Annotated in this window: 18 protein-coding genes and 1 tRNA gene; 10 read left to right on the top strand and 9 right to left on the bottom strand. The window is 35.7% G+C overall.

Annotation, left to right across the window (positions count from 1 at the left end; translation table 11 throughout):
- Positions 1-39: 39 nt before the first annotated feature.
- Positions 40-219 carry a PA1571 family protein gene (locus P256_RS04835; RefSeq protein WP_023272564.1) on the top strand — a complete coding sequence of 60 codons (180 nt, stop codon included), beginning with the start codon at positions 40-42 and terminating at the stop codon, positions 217-219.
- A gap of 64 nt (positions 220-283) precedes the next feature.
- Here P256_RS04835 and P256_RS04830 read toward each other — a convergent pair whose 3' ends face one another.
- Positions 284-1,639 carry a WS/DGAT/MGAT family O-acyltransferase gene (locus P256_RS04830; protein WP_023272563.1) on the bottom strand — a complete coding sequence of 452 codons (1,356 nt, stop codon included), beginning with the start codon at positions 1,637-1,639 and terminating at the stop codon, positions 284-286.
- A gap of 136 nt (positions 1,640-1,775) precedes the next feature.
- Complete coding sequence (locus tag P256_RS04825; protein WP_023272562.1) at positions 1,776-2,507, bottom strand: phosphoadenylyl-sulfate reductase; 732 nt, start codon at positions 2,505-2,507, stop codon at positions 1,776-1,778.
- 263 nt (positions 2,508-2,770) lie between these two features.
- Here P256_RS04825 and P256_RS12970 point away from each other — a divergent pair, with 263 nt between their 5' ends.
- The 4 genes from P256_RS12970 (at position 2,771) to P256_RS04810 (ending at position 5,324) form a co-directional block, all read left to right on the top strand.
- The gene (locus P256_RS12970) at positions 2,771-3,067 is read left to right on the top strand and encodes a hypothetical protein (RefSeq protein WP_023272561.1); all 297 of its coding nucleotides are present in this window, start codon (positions 2,771-2,773) and stop codon (positions 3,065-3,067) included.
- The gene (locus P256_RS13480; RefSeq protein WP_023272560.1) at positions 3,037-3,297 is read left to right on the top strand and encodes a GNAT family N-acetyltransferase; all 261 of its coding nucleotides are present in this window, start codon (positions 3,037-3,039) and stop codon (positions 3,295-3,297) included. The genes P256_RS12970 and P256_RS13480 overlap by 31 nt, the downstream gene beginning before the upstream one ends.
- Before the next feature lie 132 nt (positions 3,298-3,429).
- Positions 3,430-4,617, top strand: a complete 1,188-nt coding sequence (locus P256_RS04815; RefSeq protein WP_023272559.1) for a sugar transporter — start codon at positions 3,430-3,432, stop codon at positions 4,615-4,617.
- A 95-nt stretch (positions 4,618-4,712) separates the two neighbouring features.
- Positions 4,713-5,324, top strand: a complete 612-nt coding sequence (locus tag P256_RS04810; protein WP_023272558.1) for an HAD family hydrolase — start codon at positions 4,713-4,715, stop codon at positions 5,322-5,324.
- Position 5,325: 1 nt separating this feature from the next.
- Here the strand turns inward: P256_RS04810 and P256_RS04805 are convergent.
- From P256_RS04805 to P256_RS04795, 3 genes are all read right to left on the bottom strand, one after another.
- A tRNA-Arg gene (locus P256_RS04805) sits at positions 5,326-5,401 on the bottom strand.
- A 77-nt stretch (positions 5,402-5,478) separates the two neighbouring features.
- A complete protein-coding gene (locus P256_RS04800; RefSeq protein WP_023272557.1) occupies positions 5,479-6,831 on the bottom strand; it encodes an amino acid permease in 1,353 nt (450 codons plus the stop codon).
- Positions 6,832-6,886: 55 nt separating this feature from the next.
- The gene (locus P256_RS04795; RefSeq protein ID WP_023272556.1) at positions 6,887-8,239 is read right to left on the bottom strand and encodes an amino acid permease; all 1,353 of its coding nucleotides are present in this window, start codon (positions 8,237-8,239) and stop codon (positions 6,887-6,889) included.
- A gap of 225 nt (positions 8,240-8,464) precedes the next feature.
- Here P256_RS04795 and P256_RS04790 point away from each other — a divergent pair, with 225 nt between their 5' ends.
- A complete protein-coding gene (locus P256_RS04790) occupies positions 8,465-8,809 on the top strand; it encodes a zinc ribbon domain-containing protein YjdM (RefSeq protein WP_023272555.1) in 345 nt (114 codons plus the stop codon).
- 21 nt (positions 8,810-8,830) lie between these two features.
- Positions 8,831-9,745, top strand: coding sequence for a polyprenyl synthetase family protein (locus P256_RS04785; protein WP_023272554.1), 915 nt, complete (start codon positions 8,831-8,833; stop codon positions 9,743-9,745).
- Here P256_RS04785 and P256_RS04780 read toward each other — a convergent pair.
- The 4 genes from P256_RS04780 to P256_RS04765 all read right to left on the bottom strand — a co-directional run bounded on the left by P256_RS04780 (position 9,742) and on the right by P256_RS04765 (position 12,795).
- Positions 9,742-10,593 (bottom strand): SPFH domain-containing protein, encoded by an 852-nt coding sequence (locus tag P256_RS04780; RefSeq protein ID WP_023272553.1) that lies wholly within the window; start codon positions 10,591-10,593, stop codon positions 9,742-9,744. The genes P256_RS04785 and P256_RS04780 overlap by 4 nt on opposite strands.
- Before the next feature lie 26 nt (positions 10,594-10,619).
- Positions 10,620-11,084, bottom strand: coding sequence for an NfeD family protein (locus P256_RS04775; RefSeq protein WP_023272552.1), 465 nt, complete (start codon positions 11,082-11,084; stop codon positions 10,620-10,622).
- Positions 11,085-11,188: 104 nt separating this feature from the next.
- Positions 11,189-12,055: a patatin-like phospholipase family protein gene (locus tag P256_RS04770; protein ID WP_051353547.1), complete on the bottom strand. Its 867-nt coding sequence runs from the start codon at positions 12,053-12,055 to the stop codon at positions 11,189-11,191.
- Between the two features lie 107 nt (positions 12,056-12,162).
- A complete protein-coding gene (locus P256_RS04765; RefSeq protein ID WP_023272550.1) occupies positions 12,163-12,795 on the bottom strand; it encodes a 1-acyl-sn-glycerol-3-phosphate acyltransferase in 633 nt (210 codons plus the stop codon).
- Positions 12,796-13,353: 558 nt separating this feature from the next.
- Between P256_RS04765 and P256_RS04760 the strand changes: the two genes are divergently transcribed.
- From P256_RS04760 to P256_RS04750, 3 genes are all read left to right on the top strand, one after another.
- The gene (locus P256_RS04760) at positions 13,354-14,760 is read left to right on the top strand and encodes a DcaP family trimeric outer membrane transporter (RefSeq protein WP_023272549.1); all 1,407 of its coding nucleotides are present in this window, start codon (positions 13,354-13,356) and stop codon (positions 14,758-14,760) included.
- A 179-nt stretch (positions 14,761-14,939) separates the two neighbouring features.
- Positions 14,940-16,586: a phosphoethanolamine transferase gene (locus tag P256_RS04755; protein ID WP_023272548.1), complete on the top strand. Its 1,647-nt coding sequence runs from the start codon at positions 14,940-14,942 to the stop codon at positions 16,584-16,586.
- A 19-nt stretch (positions 16,587-16,605) separates the two neighbouring features.
- A complete protein-coding gene (locus P256_RS04750) occupies positions 16,606-17,283 on the top strand; it encodes a DNA-binding response regulator PmrA (RefSeq protein WP_023272547.1) in 678 nt (225 codons plus the stop codon).
- The last annotated feature ends 10 nt before the right edge of the window (positions 17,284-17,293 follow it).

Raw genomic sequence — 17,293 nt, 5'->3', positions numbered from 1 at the left:
AAGATGAAGTATTTATCTTAGCCAATCAAGGGGGCAATTATGCAATATTTTGATGAGAATTATATGCAAACAAATACACAAAATTTAAATGACAGCCAAACAGTTCAAAATCATTGCTACATGGTGAATGAACAGGGCAAAGAAGTACAAATTACAACAACCATGGTACAAGATATGTGTATTGAACTGCTGAAGCAGTGTCGTACAGTTAAAAATTAAAGGGACTCACGCTTTAGTTTCGAAAGTCCCCCAATGAAAGCCTTCTGATAAAAAAGAAGGCTTTTTATTTATGGTCAATTAATTTTTCGTAGTGCCGAATTTCATCTTCTAAGAATGACAATAAAGTTTGTACTCTAGGTACAGTTTTTCTACATGCAACAATGCCAACTTCAAGTTTATCTAAATAACTTGTAAGCGTAATATTTAGTGCTTGTCCATCAAAAATGACTGATGCAGGGTAAATTGCTTCGAGTGGTGCACCATTCCAATATAGTGTTTCTTTAGGCCCCGGGACATTAGAAATCACAATATTAAAGGCCTGCTTTTTAGGCATTATTCCTGAAATAATATTGAGTCCTGCTGCGGCATATACAAAAGCACTGTAACTTAAAATTTGATTCTGAGTCATTCGTTTAAAACGCATTTTTGCTGTGCGTACACTATTCGATATGGTGTAGAGGCGTTCTAAATGATCAGGTGTATGTGTTGCTAAGTTTGCAAGAATCATGGTTATACGGTTACTGAGAGCCGAATCATCTGTGCGTATAGAGGCAGGTACCATCGCAATAAGAGGCTTTTCTGGTAACTGATTTAAGTTAAGCAGGTATTGCCGCAGTGCGCCTGAACAAATGGCTAAAATGGTATCATTCAATGTGACATCTAAACGTTTAGATATTTCGCGTATACGTGCTAACTCAAAAGACTGTGCGGCAAAACGTCGAGATGCACTAATACGTTGGTTGAGTATGCTTTTAGGTGCTTGGAAGCTTGTGACATAATTGGGGTCGAACCTTCTATCATGTAGCATAGCTTGTTTAAGCTCTTGGTATACGACTTGAGGTGTTGTTGAAATTTGTTCTTTGATATTTTTAACTGTATTAAATGCAGCTTTAAATTTATTTTTCTTTAGTTTATTTGAAGCAGTTTCGATACTCCAAGGTGGCGTAATATAGTGTGTATTTGGATCTTTGGCGAATGACTTTTCCATAAGGCGCATACTACCCACACCGTCTACCAATGCATGATGTATTTTAAAGTAAAGTGCGAAACGATTTCCCTCAATACCTTCGATAAGTGTGCATGTCCAAAGTGGTTTAGCACGGTCTAATAGCGCACTATGCTCTTGTGAAATATGTACGAGCAGTTCTCTAACACGTCCCGGATGGGGAAGAGAAATATGGCGAAAATGATGGTCTAGGTCAAACTCAGAGTCTTTATCCCAAAAAAGTCCATTTAGCTTGTGATTAAATGGGGATATAGGGATCGATTGAGATGCTCTAATATCTGCAACTAAATTTTGAATAAAATTGTCTTGTGCATTTTCGGGTATCTTGAAGAGAAATAATCCTCCAACATGCATCGGTTGCTGTCTTCTTTCCAATGATAAAAATATCAGATCTATCGGATGTAATGGACGCATGTTATGAATCTCTTGGTCATTTCAATGATTTAAAGAGGATAAGTTTAAGGTGAAAGACGCAGAGTTTAAATCCTTAATTTGTTTTTGTTTGGCTAATAAGAAAAATGCCACTTTAACAGTGGCAACAAAATATCAGCTATTTTAGATTTCCAGCGTGTAAGCCACACTCTTTATGTGTGGCTTCTTCCCACCACCAGCGACCTTCACGTTCATGTTGGTTTGGTAACACAGGACGGGTACATGGTTCACAGCCAATTGAAATAAAACCTTTTTCATGTAAAGGGTTATAAGGTATTTCCATCATGCGAATATAGCTCCACACATCGGCGCTGCTCCAATTTGCGAGTGGATTATATTTAATAAGCTGCTTATTTGGCCCTGAGAAACCAGCATCAAACTGAATGACAGGAATGTCATTACGTGTAGGACTTTGATCTTTACGTTGACCTGTAATCCAACCATCGAGTGTTGCGAGTTTTTTACGAAGAGGCTGTACTTTTCGAATACCGCAGCATTCGCTATGACCATCTTCAAAGAAGCTAAAAAAACCTTTTGTTGTAACGAGTTCTTGAAGTGGCTTTGCTTCAGGTGAGCAGATTTCAATTTCAATTTTATAAAATTTGCGTACGGCATCTATAAATTGGTAGGTTTCAGGATGTAAACGTCCTGTATCTAAACTAAATACTCGAAATGGCTTACGTAAGCGGTATGCCATATCAATAAGAACAACATCCTCAGCACCAGAAAAGGAAATTGCAATTTCACCTTCTTGGTTTAATGCTAATTCTAAAATTTCACTTGGTGATTTATCTATATATTCTTGAGTAAGAGCATCTATTAAGTCTATAGAAGGAATTGGCGTAGTCATATATGTTCCTGGCTGTCGGCTTGGAGCGAAAAAAGAGACAGGGGTAGAAGCCCAAGTATTCTAAAGTAAATGTTAAAAAAGATTTAGCATTTAAAAATAAAAGCTTATTCTTAAAAAAGATTTAGTTTTTATGTATATATACTTTAGTGAATACCTTCTTTGTAAAATATATTTGATTCAAAAGCAATGAATATGTTGTTCGAATATATATGAAAAATAAGAAGGTTATATATACTTGTTCTGATTAATATTAATGATAAAAAATGAGTATGCTAATTAAGCAAGCAGTGTATGAAGATTTAGAGCTAATTCAGAAAGTTGGTAGACATAGTTATATTGACCATTTTTCTACAATCTGGACACGACAAGGTGTTAAGAACTTTTTGAATGGCTCATTTTCAGATGAACAATTACTACATTCACTCGATGATAATAATCAGTTTTGGTTCCTATATATGCAGTCACCTGAAAAGTGTATTGGGATTGCAAAAGTAAACTTGAATGAATATGAGCCAAATATAAAGTGTGAATGTGCAGAATTAGAAAAAATTTATTTTTAAGAGAAGCTGTAGGTCAGGGGTATGCGAAAAAGTTTATACAGTTTGTTTTAGATTTCGTAGAAGAAAGAGACCAAAAAAGTATGTATTTAAGTGTTTTAAAAAGCAATGTGAGAGCCCAATGCTTTTATGAACACCATGGTTTTGTTTATAAAGCAGATGTTCCGTATAGTACAGATCTTTATGATATTGGAATGAATATTATGAAGTTTGACTATTGTAATCAAAATTGAAAAACAAGATGTGATTTTTACATTTTTATCATCAGACTGTCTTATTTTATTATTCATAGAATTGTATACTTACAAATATATAAGCCGTATAAAAAATACGTACTAAAATCCTAATCTCATATATAAAGCCCTATGAATACAACTCCTCAACCGGCCCAAGATGGCAGCTGGGTGAGTGTTATTGCATTAGCACTCGCAGCGTTTATTTTTAATACAACAGAGTTTGTACCTGTTGCATTACTGACTGATATTGCAAAAAGTTTTAATATGGAGGCTGCGCATGTTGGCTTAATGATTACGATTTATGCATGGGTTGTTGCACTTGCATCGTTACCGATGATGTTGGTAACACGACATATGGAGCGAAAAAAGCTTTTGCTCTCTATTTTCTTGTTATTTATATTTAGTCATTTAATTTCTAGTTTCGCTTCAAATTTTGTCATTTTATTGATTAGCCGTATTGGTATTGCATTAGCTCATGCGATATTTTGGTCTATTACAGCTTCACTCGCTGTCCGTGTTGCACCTTTAGGGAAGGGTGTCCAAGCTTTAGGTTTGCTCTCTACGGGCACGGTCTTGGCTTTGGTGCTTGGTATTCCATTTGGTCGTGTCATTGGTGAACTATTTGGTTGGCGTATTACATTTAGTATTGTTGCAGTGCTTGCGGTATTTGCAGCAGGTATTTTATGGAAAACGTTACCTCATTTACCGAGTCAGAATACAGGGTCTATTGATAGTTTGCCTATTCTAATGAAACGTCCTGCATTAATGCTTTTGTTTATTACAACTGTCATTGTTGTTGTCGCACAGTTTACAGCGTATAGCTACATCGAACCATTCACGGATGAAATTGCACATTTTACGTCAGATCAGACCACAACCTTACTCTTAGTTTATGGTGGATCTGGGATTTTAGGTTCAATTTTATTTAGCCGCCTCAGTCGAAAATTACCAAAAGGATTTCCCATCATTTCTATTGCGGGATTAGCTATATGTATGCTGTTGCTATTACCCCTTGCATTTAGTGTATGGGGAATTATGGCAATATCTGTGGCATGGGGCATATTCATTATGATTTTTGGCCTTGTGATGCAGTCTAAAGTGTTACAACTTGCCTCAGATGCAACTGATGTTGCTATGTCACTATATTCTGGGCTTTATAATGTTGGCATTGGCGGTGGTGCTTTGCTTGGCAGTATTGTTGGCTTGAATTTAGGTATGAAATATATTGGTGTTGTGGGTGGTATATTTGCAGTCATAGGTTTATGTCTTGCTATTTTAATGATACGACGAAAAGATTTTATGCCAGTCGAGAATTAATGATTAGAAAAGAGCCTATATGGCTCTTTTCTTTTTAATATAGATGTCAAACTATTGAATTAATATGAAAAATACAAAGATAAAGAGGGAAAGTAATGTCTAAAATAGATACGGTGGTTTTTGATTTTGGCAATGTGCTTGTGAGATGGGCGCCTAAAGAAATTATTAATTTAACGTTTAGTTCTCCTGATAATGCAGAACAATTAGCGAAAGACATTTTTGCAGGTGATATTTGGAAAAACCTTAATTTAGGTAAGTTAACAGAGGCTGAAGCAAAACAAGAATATGCTGAACGCTATCACTTGAGCTCAGTGACATTAGATGCACTATTTTATTATGTGAAGCAAACACAAATTTTAATTTACAATACGCATATTCTATTAGAAAAGCTATCTCAGGCAAACTATCGTTTATATGCCTTAACAGACAATGTAAAAGAAATTGTTAGTCATTTAAGAGAAACTTATTCTTTCTGGAATGTTTTTGATGGTCATGTTGTTTCTGCTGAAATTGGTATGATGAAGCCCCAAAAAGAAATTTTTCAATATTTAATGGATACCTATCAGGTTATTCCTGAGCATAGCGTTTTTTTAGATGACATGGCAGGGAATGTACAGGCTGCATCAGCAATGGGGTTTAAAACCATTCACTTTACGAATGCAGATATTGCTGAAAAACAACTGAAAGCATTTGGTTTAATATTCTAATTGGTACGCCCTGCGGGACTCGAACCCACTTCTGTCACTTAGGAGGTAACTGCTCTATCCAGTTAAGCTAAGGGCGTAGTTTCTTAATAGCAGATAATGTAGCTTAGTTATGACGAAAAAAAAAGTTATTGTGAAAATAACTTTTTTTATTGAACTATCTATGTTGCTTAAAATATTTAAAAAATAAGAACATTAGAACGATCCAAATAGGAATCATCAGTACAGATTCTTTAAAGCCTTGTGTCCACATAATAAATAGAATAAGTGCAATAAAGCCAAGCGCAAGATAGTTACTAAGCGGAGAAAAAAGAGCAGGGAAATCTGTTTTCGTATGAGAAGACTTCATTGCTTTTCTGAACTTAAGATGAATAAGACTAATAACTGCCCAATTTAAAACTAAAGCACCAACAACAATATACATTAGGTGCCCAAGCGCTTGCTCTGGAACAAAGTAGTTAAGAAGTACACAACCAAAAATTATTGCAGAGGCAAAAAGTGTTGCAATAATGGGTGTACCATTTTTATTAATACGAGCAAAAAACTTAGGTGCATCTCCTTGCTCTGCTAAGCTAAATAGCATACGACTATTGGCAAACATACTACTGTTATAAACAGAAAGTGCAGAAGTAAGAATAATAAAGTTGAGTAAATGTGCAGCCCAATCAATGCCAAGCTGACTAAAAATAATGACAAATGGACTTTTATCTAAGCCACCTAGCTGTAGCTCGTTCCATGGAATGAGCGATAATAAAATCGCAAGTGTACCAACATAAAAGATAAAAATTCTGAAAATAACTTGATTAATCGCTTTTGGAATTGTTTTTTTCGGATTTTCTGCTTCTGCAGCAGCTGTCCCAATGAGGTCAATACCACCAAATGCAAACATAATAAATGCAAGCATATAAAATAGACCATCGAAACCATGTGGGAAAAAACCACCATGTGTCCATAAATTAGAGACACTTACATGTGAGCTTGGGTCTGCATTGACGATGAGATATATGCCAAAAAGAATCATGGCAACCACAGCAACGACTTTAATAATGGATAACCAAAACTCTGACTCACCATAAAACTTTACGTTGAGTGTATTCACAGTCGTAATAATAGCGAAGAAGAAAAGAGTAGATACCCAAGCAGGAATATGAGGCCACCAATAATGAACATATTTTGCAATAGCTGTGAGCTCTGTCATGGCAACTAAAATATTTAAAATCCAATAGTTCCAACCTGTTAAGAAACCAGGAAATTTACCCCAATACTTGTATGCAAAGTGACTAAATGAACCTGCGACAGGCTCATGTGCAATCATTTCTCCAAGGTGGCGTAAAATAAGGAAAACCATAAAGCCACCAATGGCATAACCTAAAATAATAGATGGCCCAGCTGACTGAATGACTTTTGCAGACCCTAAGAATAGCCCAGTGCCAATGGCACCACCCATTGCAATGAGCTGAATGTGTCTGCTTTTTAATCCACGATGTAGTTCAGGTGTTTTATTGCTCACAGGTAATATGACTCATTAAATTTTGAAGTAAAAACGAAATATAAATATATATGCCTTAGTCTGATGACCTTTTAAAGCGATAGAATAAATATAAAATCGCTGTCCAAATTGGCATAAATACAACAGATTCTGCAAAACCTTTTTGACACATGATGTATAGCACCAATGCAATAAAAATGAGCACCAAATAATTGCTTAAAGGTGACCATAATGCAGGAAAAGAGGTCTTTTGAGCATGAGCTTGCTTAAATTTACGAAACTTTAAATGCGTAATTGTAATCATTGTCCAGTTTAAAACTAAACCTGCGACAGAAATGTACATGAGATGACTTAAAGCTTTCTCGGGAGCAAAATAATTTAATAGAACGCAGAAGAATATAAGTGCTGCTGAAACCAGAACACAATAGTAAGGTATGCCTTGTTTATTGGTTTTTAATAAAGCTTTAGGTGCACTTCCTTGTTCTGCTAAACCAAAGAGCATACGGCTATTGGCAAACATACCACTGTTATATACAGACAAAGCAGCAGTTAAGATAATAAAGTTGAGTAAATGTGCTGCCCATTGAAAGCCAAGTTTACTAAAGATAAGTACAAAAGGACTTTTTTCTAAACTACCTAGCTGTAATTGATTCCATGGAACTAAAGATAGCAAAATGGCCAAAGAGCATATATAGAAAAGAAGTATTCTAAAAACAACCTGATTAATGGCTTGAGGAATAGATTTTTTTGGGTCATCTGCTTCAGCTGCCGTCATTCCTATGAGTTCAATTCCCCCAAAAGCAAAAAGAATAAAAGCCAACATATAAAATAGGCCTTCAAACCCATGTGGGAAGAAACCACCATGTGTCCATAGGTTAGAAAATGACTCACCTGTTGCAGGTGTTGCTGTTATGAGTAGATAAATTCCAAAAACAATCATGGCAATAACAGCAATAACTTTAATGAGTGCAAGCCAAAATTCTGATTCCCCAAAGAGTTTTACACTCGTGAGGTTTAGCCCTGTAATTAGAATAAAGAAAAATAGTACAGAAGCCCAAGAAGGAATGTGAGGCCACCAATAATGAACATATTGTGCAACGGCGGTGAGTTCAGTCATTGCAACAAGTAAGTAAACAATCCAATAGTTCCAGCCTGTAAAGAAGCCTGCAAATGGACTCCAATATTTATATGCAAGATGGCTAAATGAACCTGCAACAGGTTCTTCAACAATCATTTCGCCAAGTTGTCGCATAATAAGAAATGCAATGAACCCTGCGATTGCATAGCCTAAAATGATAGATGGTCCTGCGGTTTGGATAATATGTGCTGAGCCTAAGAATAGACCTGTGCCAATCGCTCCACCCATACCAATAAGCTGAATATGCCGATTTTTGAGACCACGTTTTAGGCTAGATGATGTATTACTCACCAAAATATGCTCAATTAAAAATTTGGCTTATTGTAAATGATTGTAAGTAAATCTCATAGCGATGATAAAAGCTCATACAACAACAGAGATATAAAAAGTGCTGCATAATATGTTTATAAAATGGCGAAAATAGATAAAAGACCTGTCTAGTTCAAAGAATTTGCGATAACTTTTGAAAAAAAATAGATTTAGCGCGATAATAAGGCTTTGTTTTGAGGTTTCTTAATGACTATTCCTGCTTGTACTCAATGTCAGTCTGTATATACATACTATGATGGTGATTTAATTATATGTCCTGAATGTGCACATGAATGGAAAGAGGGTGAGCAAGCGACAGATGATGCACAACCGCTTATTGTAGATGCACATGGTCAGCCATTAGAAGATGGTGATAATGTAACTGTCATTAAAGACTTGAAGATTAAAGGCTCTTCATCTGTTGTGAAAGTAGGAACAAAAGTAAAAGGAATTCGTTTGGTTGCAGATGCAACGGATGGTCATAACATTGATTGTAAAATTTCAGGCATTGGTGCTATGAAGTTAAAATCAGAATTTGTAAAGAAAGCATAATTGAACGCATACGAGGCAACAGTGTCATCATTAGCTGAAATATCTTCAGATTTTCTAAAGTCTGCGCAGCACCAAATCCAACAAGATTTAAAGCTTGCATTGGATTCTTTCTCAGTCCCTGAGCCATTGCGTGAAGCGATTTACCATGCTGTTATGTTGGGAGGAAAGCGTGTTCGACCTGCATTATGTTATGCAGTTGGTGGACTTCGTAATGATAATTTGAAATGGGCAGCAATTCGCCGAGCAGCAGTAGCAGTGGAGTTAATTCATTGTTATTCACTTGTGCATGATGACTTGCCTTGTATGGATAATGATTCTTTACGTCGTGGTCAACCAACCTGCCATGTCGCATTTGGAGAGGACACCGCGTTACTTGCAGGCGATGTCTTACAATCTATGGCTTATGAGGTGCTTACTAGTCAATTGTTTAATCAGTCTGTAAGCGAAGTAAGTGATCGTATTGTCTTACAGCAAACACGCATTCTTGCTACGGCCAGTTCAAAAATGGTAAATGGGCAAATGCTCGATTTACAGGCTGAAGGCATTCACGTTAATCAAGAGCATTTAGAAAAGATACATCATAATAAAACAGGTGCTTTAATTTCGGCGGCTATTACGCTAGCAGCGGTAACTATTTTTGAATCGTCAGCTATAGAAATGACAAAGCTCAGAGAGTTTGGTCAAGCAATAGGTCTTGCTTTTCAAGTACAAGATGACATTTTAGATATTGTTGCAGAAACATCTGTATTGGGGAAAACTGCTGGAAAGGATGTGCAGGTTGAAAAGTCAACTTATCCTGCACTCATGGGGCTAGAAGAAGCCAAGGTGTATGCCAACACATTGCATCAGCGTGCTTTAGAGGCATTGGCATACTTTGGTAAAGATGCAGATCAACTGCATCAAATTACACAGTTTTTACTGAAAAGGGAAAGTTAATTTTTCCCCATAATTCCACGAATAGTGTTGAGTACATCTGCAGGAAGAACGACAGTTTTAGAATTGTTCGATTTTGCCATATCCTGCATTGCTTTAATGTATTGCTCTCCAAGTAAATAAGCGACGGGAGCATCTTTTTCGCCTACCGCTGAGGTTACCAACTCAATGGATTTTTGAGATGCTTCAGCCAGAACGACTTGTGCTTGAGCATCACGTCTTGAAGCTTCAAGACGACCATCGGCTTCTAAAATAGCGGCTTGTTTTTCACCATCGGCTTTGGTAACAGCAGCACGTCGTTGTCTTTCAGCCGCTGCTTGTTCTTCCATAGCAGTTTGCATTGTTGCCGAAGGTTGAATATCTTGAATTTCTACTGTTTTTAAGGTAATTCCCCAGTCGGAAATATCTTCAGAAATTGCTAATTTTAGTTTTGCTTTAATATGGTCACGGGAAGATAAAGCATCATCTAAGTCCATTTCTCCAACAATAGAGCGTAGGGACGTTTGTACAAGGTTCTGAATTGCCCAGTTAAAATTTTCTATGCCATAAACTGCTTTTTCTGGTGTTGTTAAATTGATATATGCAACGGCATTCATCAATAAAACAGCATTATCTTTCGTAATGACTTCTTGTGAGGGAATGTCTAAAACAATATCTTTGGTGGTTACACGGTAGGCAACTTCATCAATGTAGGGAATAATAATACTTAAACCAGGATTAAGTGTTGTATGGTACTTTCCTAGTCGTTGAACAATCCACTTATATCCTTGAGGGACAATACGAACACCTTTTAATATAGTAATAACAACAAATGCTAAAAAGGCGAGACTAATAATCGTTGTAATAGACATTTTATATCCTAGTTTAAATTTGATTTTTAATATGCATTGTGTAATTTAACGAGTAGTCTTTTATCTTGAATGCCTGTGACTTCAATGCGGTCACCAACATGAAGAGCTTGGTCACATTCACTTAACCATTCTTCTGTACCTAATAGGGGAATAGTAAAGCGCACTTTAGCACTATGGCTTTCATTAGGAAAAATCTGTATGACAGTACCCGTTTGTCCGAGTATATCTTGAATATTAGATGGATTCTGATTACGCCGTTTTGTGAAAGGCTTAATAAATTTAAACCATAAGATAGTATTGAGAATAGAAAAAATTGCCCAAGTTAAAATTTGAGTAGCTGTACTCATCCAAGGTGAAAGCCAATATAAAAGACTAAGCATAATGGCTGCAATACCAAACCATAAAATAGCAAATGTTGCTAAAAAAAGTTCAAGTAAAATGAGCACGATGCCGAGCACAAACCAGTGCCAAGGTTCAAGCATAATATTCATCTAATATTCTCATATAGGGAAAGATGTATTGAAGATACAAGCATCATTATTAGTTTATTAATTTATCAAATGATGCTTGGAAAACATACATAAATATGAGGCAATTAAAATTTTGCCTTTGGTGCAGGCATATATGCAGCAGGAGAATGTTTAAATTGAGCAATGGCTGCATCAATTTGTTTAAGTTGAGACTGTGTTGCTTTTTCACCTTCAATAATTGCCTGATTAGCAACATTTAAATCCATAACGCCAATATGGTCTACTCGAGGGCGAATGACAATATTTGCATATTTAAGTTCATCTTGAATACTTTGTTGACCCATAATGTTAATGGTCTGATCGAGTAAGCCCCACATATTGCTTGCAGTATTTTTTGTACCTGTAGGTCGTGCAGAAATATCAACAGCAATGACAATATCTGCACCCATATCCTTGGCCGTTTTCACAGGAATAGGACTGACTAAACCACCATCAACATAATCGACTCCTCCAATCCTTGCAGGAATAAATACATTTGGAATACTACAAGAAGCACGTACAGCTTGCCCTGTATTGCCGCGAATAAAGTCAACTTTTTGTCCATTGTCTAAACGTGTTGCAACGGCTGCAAAGCGAATGGGAAATTGCTGAATAGGTTTGTTGTCAACTTGGGCATTAATATAGTCTTGTAATTTTTGTCCTATAAGGAAGCCCTGACGACTAAATGTAAGGTCTCTTAGGTCGGACTCTTTAAGCTGATATGCAATTTGTTGTAATTGATACGGCGTTTTTCCACTGGCGTAGATACTCCCTACAAAACTACCTGCACTTGTACCTGTAACAATTTTTGGTTTAATACCATGTGACTCTAAAACTTTGATTACACCAATATGTGCAAAGCCTTTTGCACCTCCACCACCTAGGGCAAGTGCAATAATAGGTTCTCTAGGTTGTTTTTGTATTTTTTCTGCTGTTGTACAACCCAAGAGCATAGTACAGAAACCAAGAAGAAATGAAAGATGACGAAATTTTGTCATAGTAAGTAACATTTCATGATAAGGAATTTGTGGCACATATCAGCAGATTTTATATAAGTTTACTAGCTTATTTTTAATTGTTTTTGTAACGGTAAAGATAGACGTGATAGATGTTTAGGGTAGCAGTTTTGAGAGGTATAGAAAGATAAAAGAATTGGTAAATCTTTTTCATAATTACCACTGGGCATGAAGCTTCCAATGCAGGTTAACGTTTTGGTTTGATAGTTTAATGAGAACATAACAATGGGAACTCCTGCACCATCAGCAATACGATAAAAACCACTTTTAAAACTGGAGGCTTGTTGCCGAGTTCCTTCAGGGGCCATACCAATCCAAATGCGTTCTTTATTATTTAAAGTATCAATAGCTTGTTGAGTAAAGCCATTTTGGCTATTTCTTTTTATTGGAATGATATCAACTTTATGCAGTAATGGCTTTAGAGGAGTATTAAAAAGATCATCTTTTGCGAGGATAGAAATTTTAACGCCTAAACCTAAGATACCAATAAGCGCATACCATCCATCTAAATTTGAAGTATGTGGCAGTAAAATAGCAATACCTTTGGGTACATTTGGAATATTACCTTCAAATTTCCATCCTTGTATATGCAGAATATTTTTAAAGAATGCACGAGAATATGTGTTTCCTCTAGCTGGAAGATTGGAGGGTAGGATCGGGTAATCTTTTTTAATCATCTTGACTCAATATTGAAATATACATTTAATCAATAATTAAAATATTACAGATATTTGTAATATAGATAAAACATTAAACTATATCTGACATAAAAAAAGAAAAAAATAGAGCATTGGTATGATTGTTACCTAAAATTTTTTCTGTAATTTATATATTTCAGCAAAAATTAAGTTTATGGATTTTTTGAACTTAATTTGTTGATTTACATATTTAAATATTATTGCTTTTCACTTTTATTCATAAAAGTGAAAAGCAATTTGAGATGTGAATATCTATTTTTTTCATATCTCTGTAATAAAATATTGTTTTTATTTGTCACATGAAAGAGCTAGTTTTTAACTAGCGAGAACATTTGTTACAAAAGATAAGATTTCTTATACTTTGTATATACCAATAATGAGTATTTCAGTAAAAATACGACTTTTGGTGTATATAAAAAGCTCAATAATAGAAATATTATTAATTTTTGTAATGATTGTCATAATTTTGTTACTTTTATTTGCAATATTAATGCTAATTTCGATAGCGATTACTCATTTTTGAGGATGGAGAACTCTGTGGTTAAGGTAAATAAACTAGCACTTTCTATTAGTGCGGCTTTAATTTTGGGGACTGTAGGGTCTGCTCAAGCTGCAACAAAGACAACAGGACAACAGCAACAAGTAGCAGATTTACAGGCACAGGTTGTTCAATTACAACAACTTGTTCAACAGCTTTCTAGCCAACAGCAACAACTTGCAGGTCAGCAAAGTCAGCTTTCTGGACAACAACAACAACAAGCAGTACAGCTTCAACAACAAGCAATTCAGTCTTTAGAAAAGCCAGCAGTCGCGCCAAAAGAAGCAACTGCTAAGCCGGGTTGGATTACACTTGCTGATGGTAAAACACAGCTAAAACTTTATGGTCGTGTACGTGCAGATGTTACTTATGACACACGTAATGCTGTGAATGATGTTTATAACAGAACTGATAAAATTCCATTAAATGGTGCGAGTAATGTTTCTGATAACTTAAATGTTTCAGCAGCTAACTCTCGTTTAGGCGTAGATCTTACACGCCCAACGGATTATGGCCCGTTAAATGCAAAAATTGAAGGCGACTTCATGACAAGCGGTACCTACACAAATGGTAATGGTACATTCCGTCTTCGTCATGCTTATGTATCTTTAGGTAATTGGTTAGTTGGTCAATCACAATCTCCATTTGTAACAGATACACCAACAACAGTTGACCCTAATGGTATTATGGGCTCTACATCTTTACGTCCTGTACAAGTACGCTATACACAACCAATTACTAAAAACCAAAAAGTATTGGTTGCTTTAGAAGGAACAACAGGTAAAGATCAAGAATCAAATAGTATAGCTCAAACAAGCGGTGGTAGCCGTCTACCAACGTTAAGCGTACAGTATGCTGCAACAACAGCTGACAAAAAAGGATCTTTACAAGCAGTTGGCTTCTTGCATGAAAATCGTGTAGCTACAAACAGCAGTAATGATATTGAAAAACTTGCTTGGGGTGTAGGTGTTGGTGGTAAATACAACCTTACGGAAAATGATGCAATCCTAGCAAATTATTACCATATTGCTGGTGATAACAAATATATGATTTATCCAAATGCAGCAGCATATTCTGTAACTGCAAATGGAACAAATCCTGTTGCGATTAACCAAATTGAATCTGATGCAGTATTTGCTGGTTATACACATAAGTGGAACAGCCAGTTCAGATCTGCTGTGTTAGGTGGTGCAATTTGGAATAAGAAAGACACAGCATATACAGCAGCTAACTTGAAAAACTCTGCGTATAGCAAATCTATGTACAACGTACTTGTGAATACATTCTATACACCAGTTAAAGACTTTGATATTGGTGCAGAATATACATATGGTCAACGTAAAACATTTACAGACCAAACTGGTGACTACTCTCGTATTAACTTCGTTGCTCAATACAACTTCTAAGTTAAAATATAGTAGTTAACCGTTTAAAAAAACTGCAATAGGTGAGCCTGTTGCAGTTTTTTATTTTAAATCTGCTAAAGTGCGTTACCTACATTGTATGTGGCAATGTATGTAAAAATCTAAGTTACTCTTCACGAAATGAACTTAGATTGTAATCATTTGAGTGGAAGTAGTTATTCATGCCTTTCTTACAATTTATCCGAAGTAAAATACCTACCTTAACGTTAGGGAGGTTTAATTTAGTTCTCGCTATTTGGTTGGCATGTGCTTTAAATATTAATTTTTTTAAAAAAGCTTTAATCTATTCAGATCTGCATGGCTTGCATGCAGTTTTTTGGGTGATATCCCTCATTGTTGTTTTAGTTTCCTATTACTTTATTGTTCTCCAATTAATTTCATGGTATTGGTCTAAAAGAATCGTTGCTATATTACTTATTATAATTAGTGGGTGTACTGCATATTTTGTAAATAGCATGGGTATTATGATTACGCCTGAGCAAATTCAAAATATGATGCAGACAGATACAAAGGAGGCTTTTGCACTTGTATCTAGTGATCTTCTAAGTTGGTTCTTTTTATTTGCTGTTTTACCAAGCATTCTATTTTGTATTATTCCTATAAAAAAAGAAAATTTTGGAAAAATTCTACTCAAAAAAATCATGAGTATTATTGCTGCACTGGTTGTTGCAGGTTCTCTTATATATGCTAGTTATATTGACTTTAGCTCTTTATTTCGTGGTCATAGAGAAATAAGAGATTTAATTTCACCGAATAATGTTTTTAACTCAGGTCTGAACTATTATAAGAAATTATCTTACAAGCCATTACCATTAGTACATTATGGTGAGGATGCAGAACTCACTGTTAAACAAAAACAACCTAAGCTGATGGTTTTAGTTGTTGGTGAAACGGCACGAGCTGAAAGTTTTTCTTTAGATGGGTATGGAAGAAATACAAACCCTGAGCTTTCAAAAATATCAGAGTTAATTAATTTTAAAGATGCCCATTCATGCGGTACCGCAACAGCTGTTTCTGTACCTTGTATGTTTTCTGGAATGCCAAGAACGAGTTACGATAGCCGTTTAGCATCTCATAGAGAAGGGCTGTTAGATATCGCACAACGTGCAGGTTATAAAGTGACTTGGATTGATAATAATTCGGGCTGTAAAGGTGCATGTGATCGTGTGCATCAGTATGATATTCCAGAGCAATTACAGAAAAAATACTGCCAAGCAGATGGTGAGTGTGATGATGCAATTTTATTGGCTAGCTTGAAGCAATATATAGATAGTATTCCTAAAGATGATGTGACCCCACAGCTTGTTGTCTTGCATCAGGTTGGAAGCCATGGGCCAGCCTATTATGAGCGTACACGCCCTGAGTTTGAGCCTTTTAAACCTATTTGTAATACCAATACTATCCAAAACTGTGACCATCAGACATTGATCAACACTTACGATAATAGTATTGTTTATACAGATTATATTTTGAGTCAGGTTATTAAGAATTTACAGGAAAATCAAAAGTATCAAACGGGTTTTTGGTATCTGTCTGACCATGGAGAGTCTACAGGGGAAAATGGGTTGTATTTACATGGTGCGCCATACGCATTTGCACCATCTCAACAAACACATATTCCAATGATGATGTGGTTTTCAGGTGCTTGGGATAAAAATAATATGGGTCAATTAAGTTGCTTGCAATCTCAGCAAACCAAATTGGTTGGACAAGATAATTTATTTCCAACAATGTTGGGTTTACTTGACATAAAAACGCAAGTGATTAATCCAAATTTAAATATGCTGTCGTATTGTCACAGCCAATAAATAACTAGAGCAGTAAATTATGACGAAAATATTAATCATTGAAGATGATTTCATGATTGCAGAATCGACAATTACATTGTTGAAGTATCATGGTTTTGAAGTTGAATGGTTTAATAATGGGTTAGACGGTCTATCTGATTTAGCAAAGCATCAATATGATATGATTTTGCTTGATTTGGGTTTGCCAATGATGGATGGAATGCAGGTACTTAAGCAAATTCGCCAAAAGACGCAAACGCCTGTTTTAATTATTTCAGCAAGAGATCAGCTGGAAAATCGTGTAGATGGCTTAAATCAGGGCGCTGATGATTATCTTGTGAAGCCTTATGAGTTTGAAGAGTTATTAGCAAGAATTCATGCACTGTTAAGAAGAGCAGGTATAGATTCTCAGAATACACCAGCAGATAAGATTCTAAATAATGGTGAACTAATTTTAGATATTGAACAGCATATTGCGAAGTATAAAGGTCAAATTATTGAATTATCTAATCGTGAGTGGGCAATTTTAATTCCATTGATGATGTACCCAAATAAAATTTTCTCTAAAGCAAATTTAGAAGATAAGTTGTATGACTTTGATAGTGAAGTATCAAGTAATACGATAGAGGTTTATATCCACCATTTACGTACCAAACTTGGGAAAGATTTTATTCGTACTATTCGTGGTCTAGGCTACCGTCTAGGGCATAATTCTTAATTAGGTTGCT

The sequence above is a fragment of the Acinetobacter nectaris CIP 110549 genome (assembly GCF_000488215.1).
In the GTDB taxonomy this organism is placed as follows: Bacteria; Pseudomonadota; Gammaproteobacteria; order Pseudomonadales; family Moraxellaceae; genus Acinetobacter; species Acinetobacter nectaris.
Note: the sequence above shows the minus strand (reverse complement) of the source record. Positions and strands in the feature narration are given on the sequence as shown.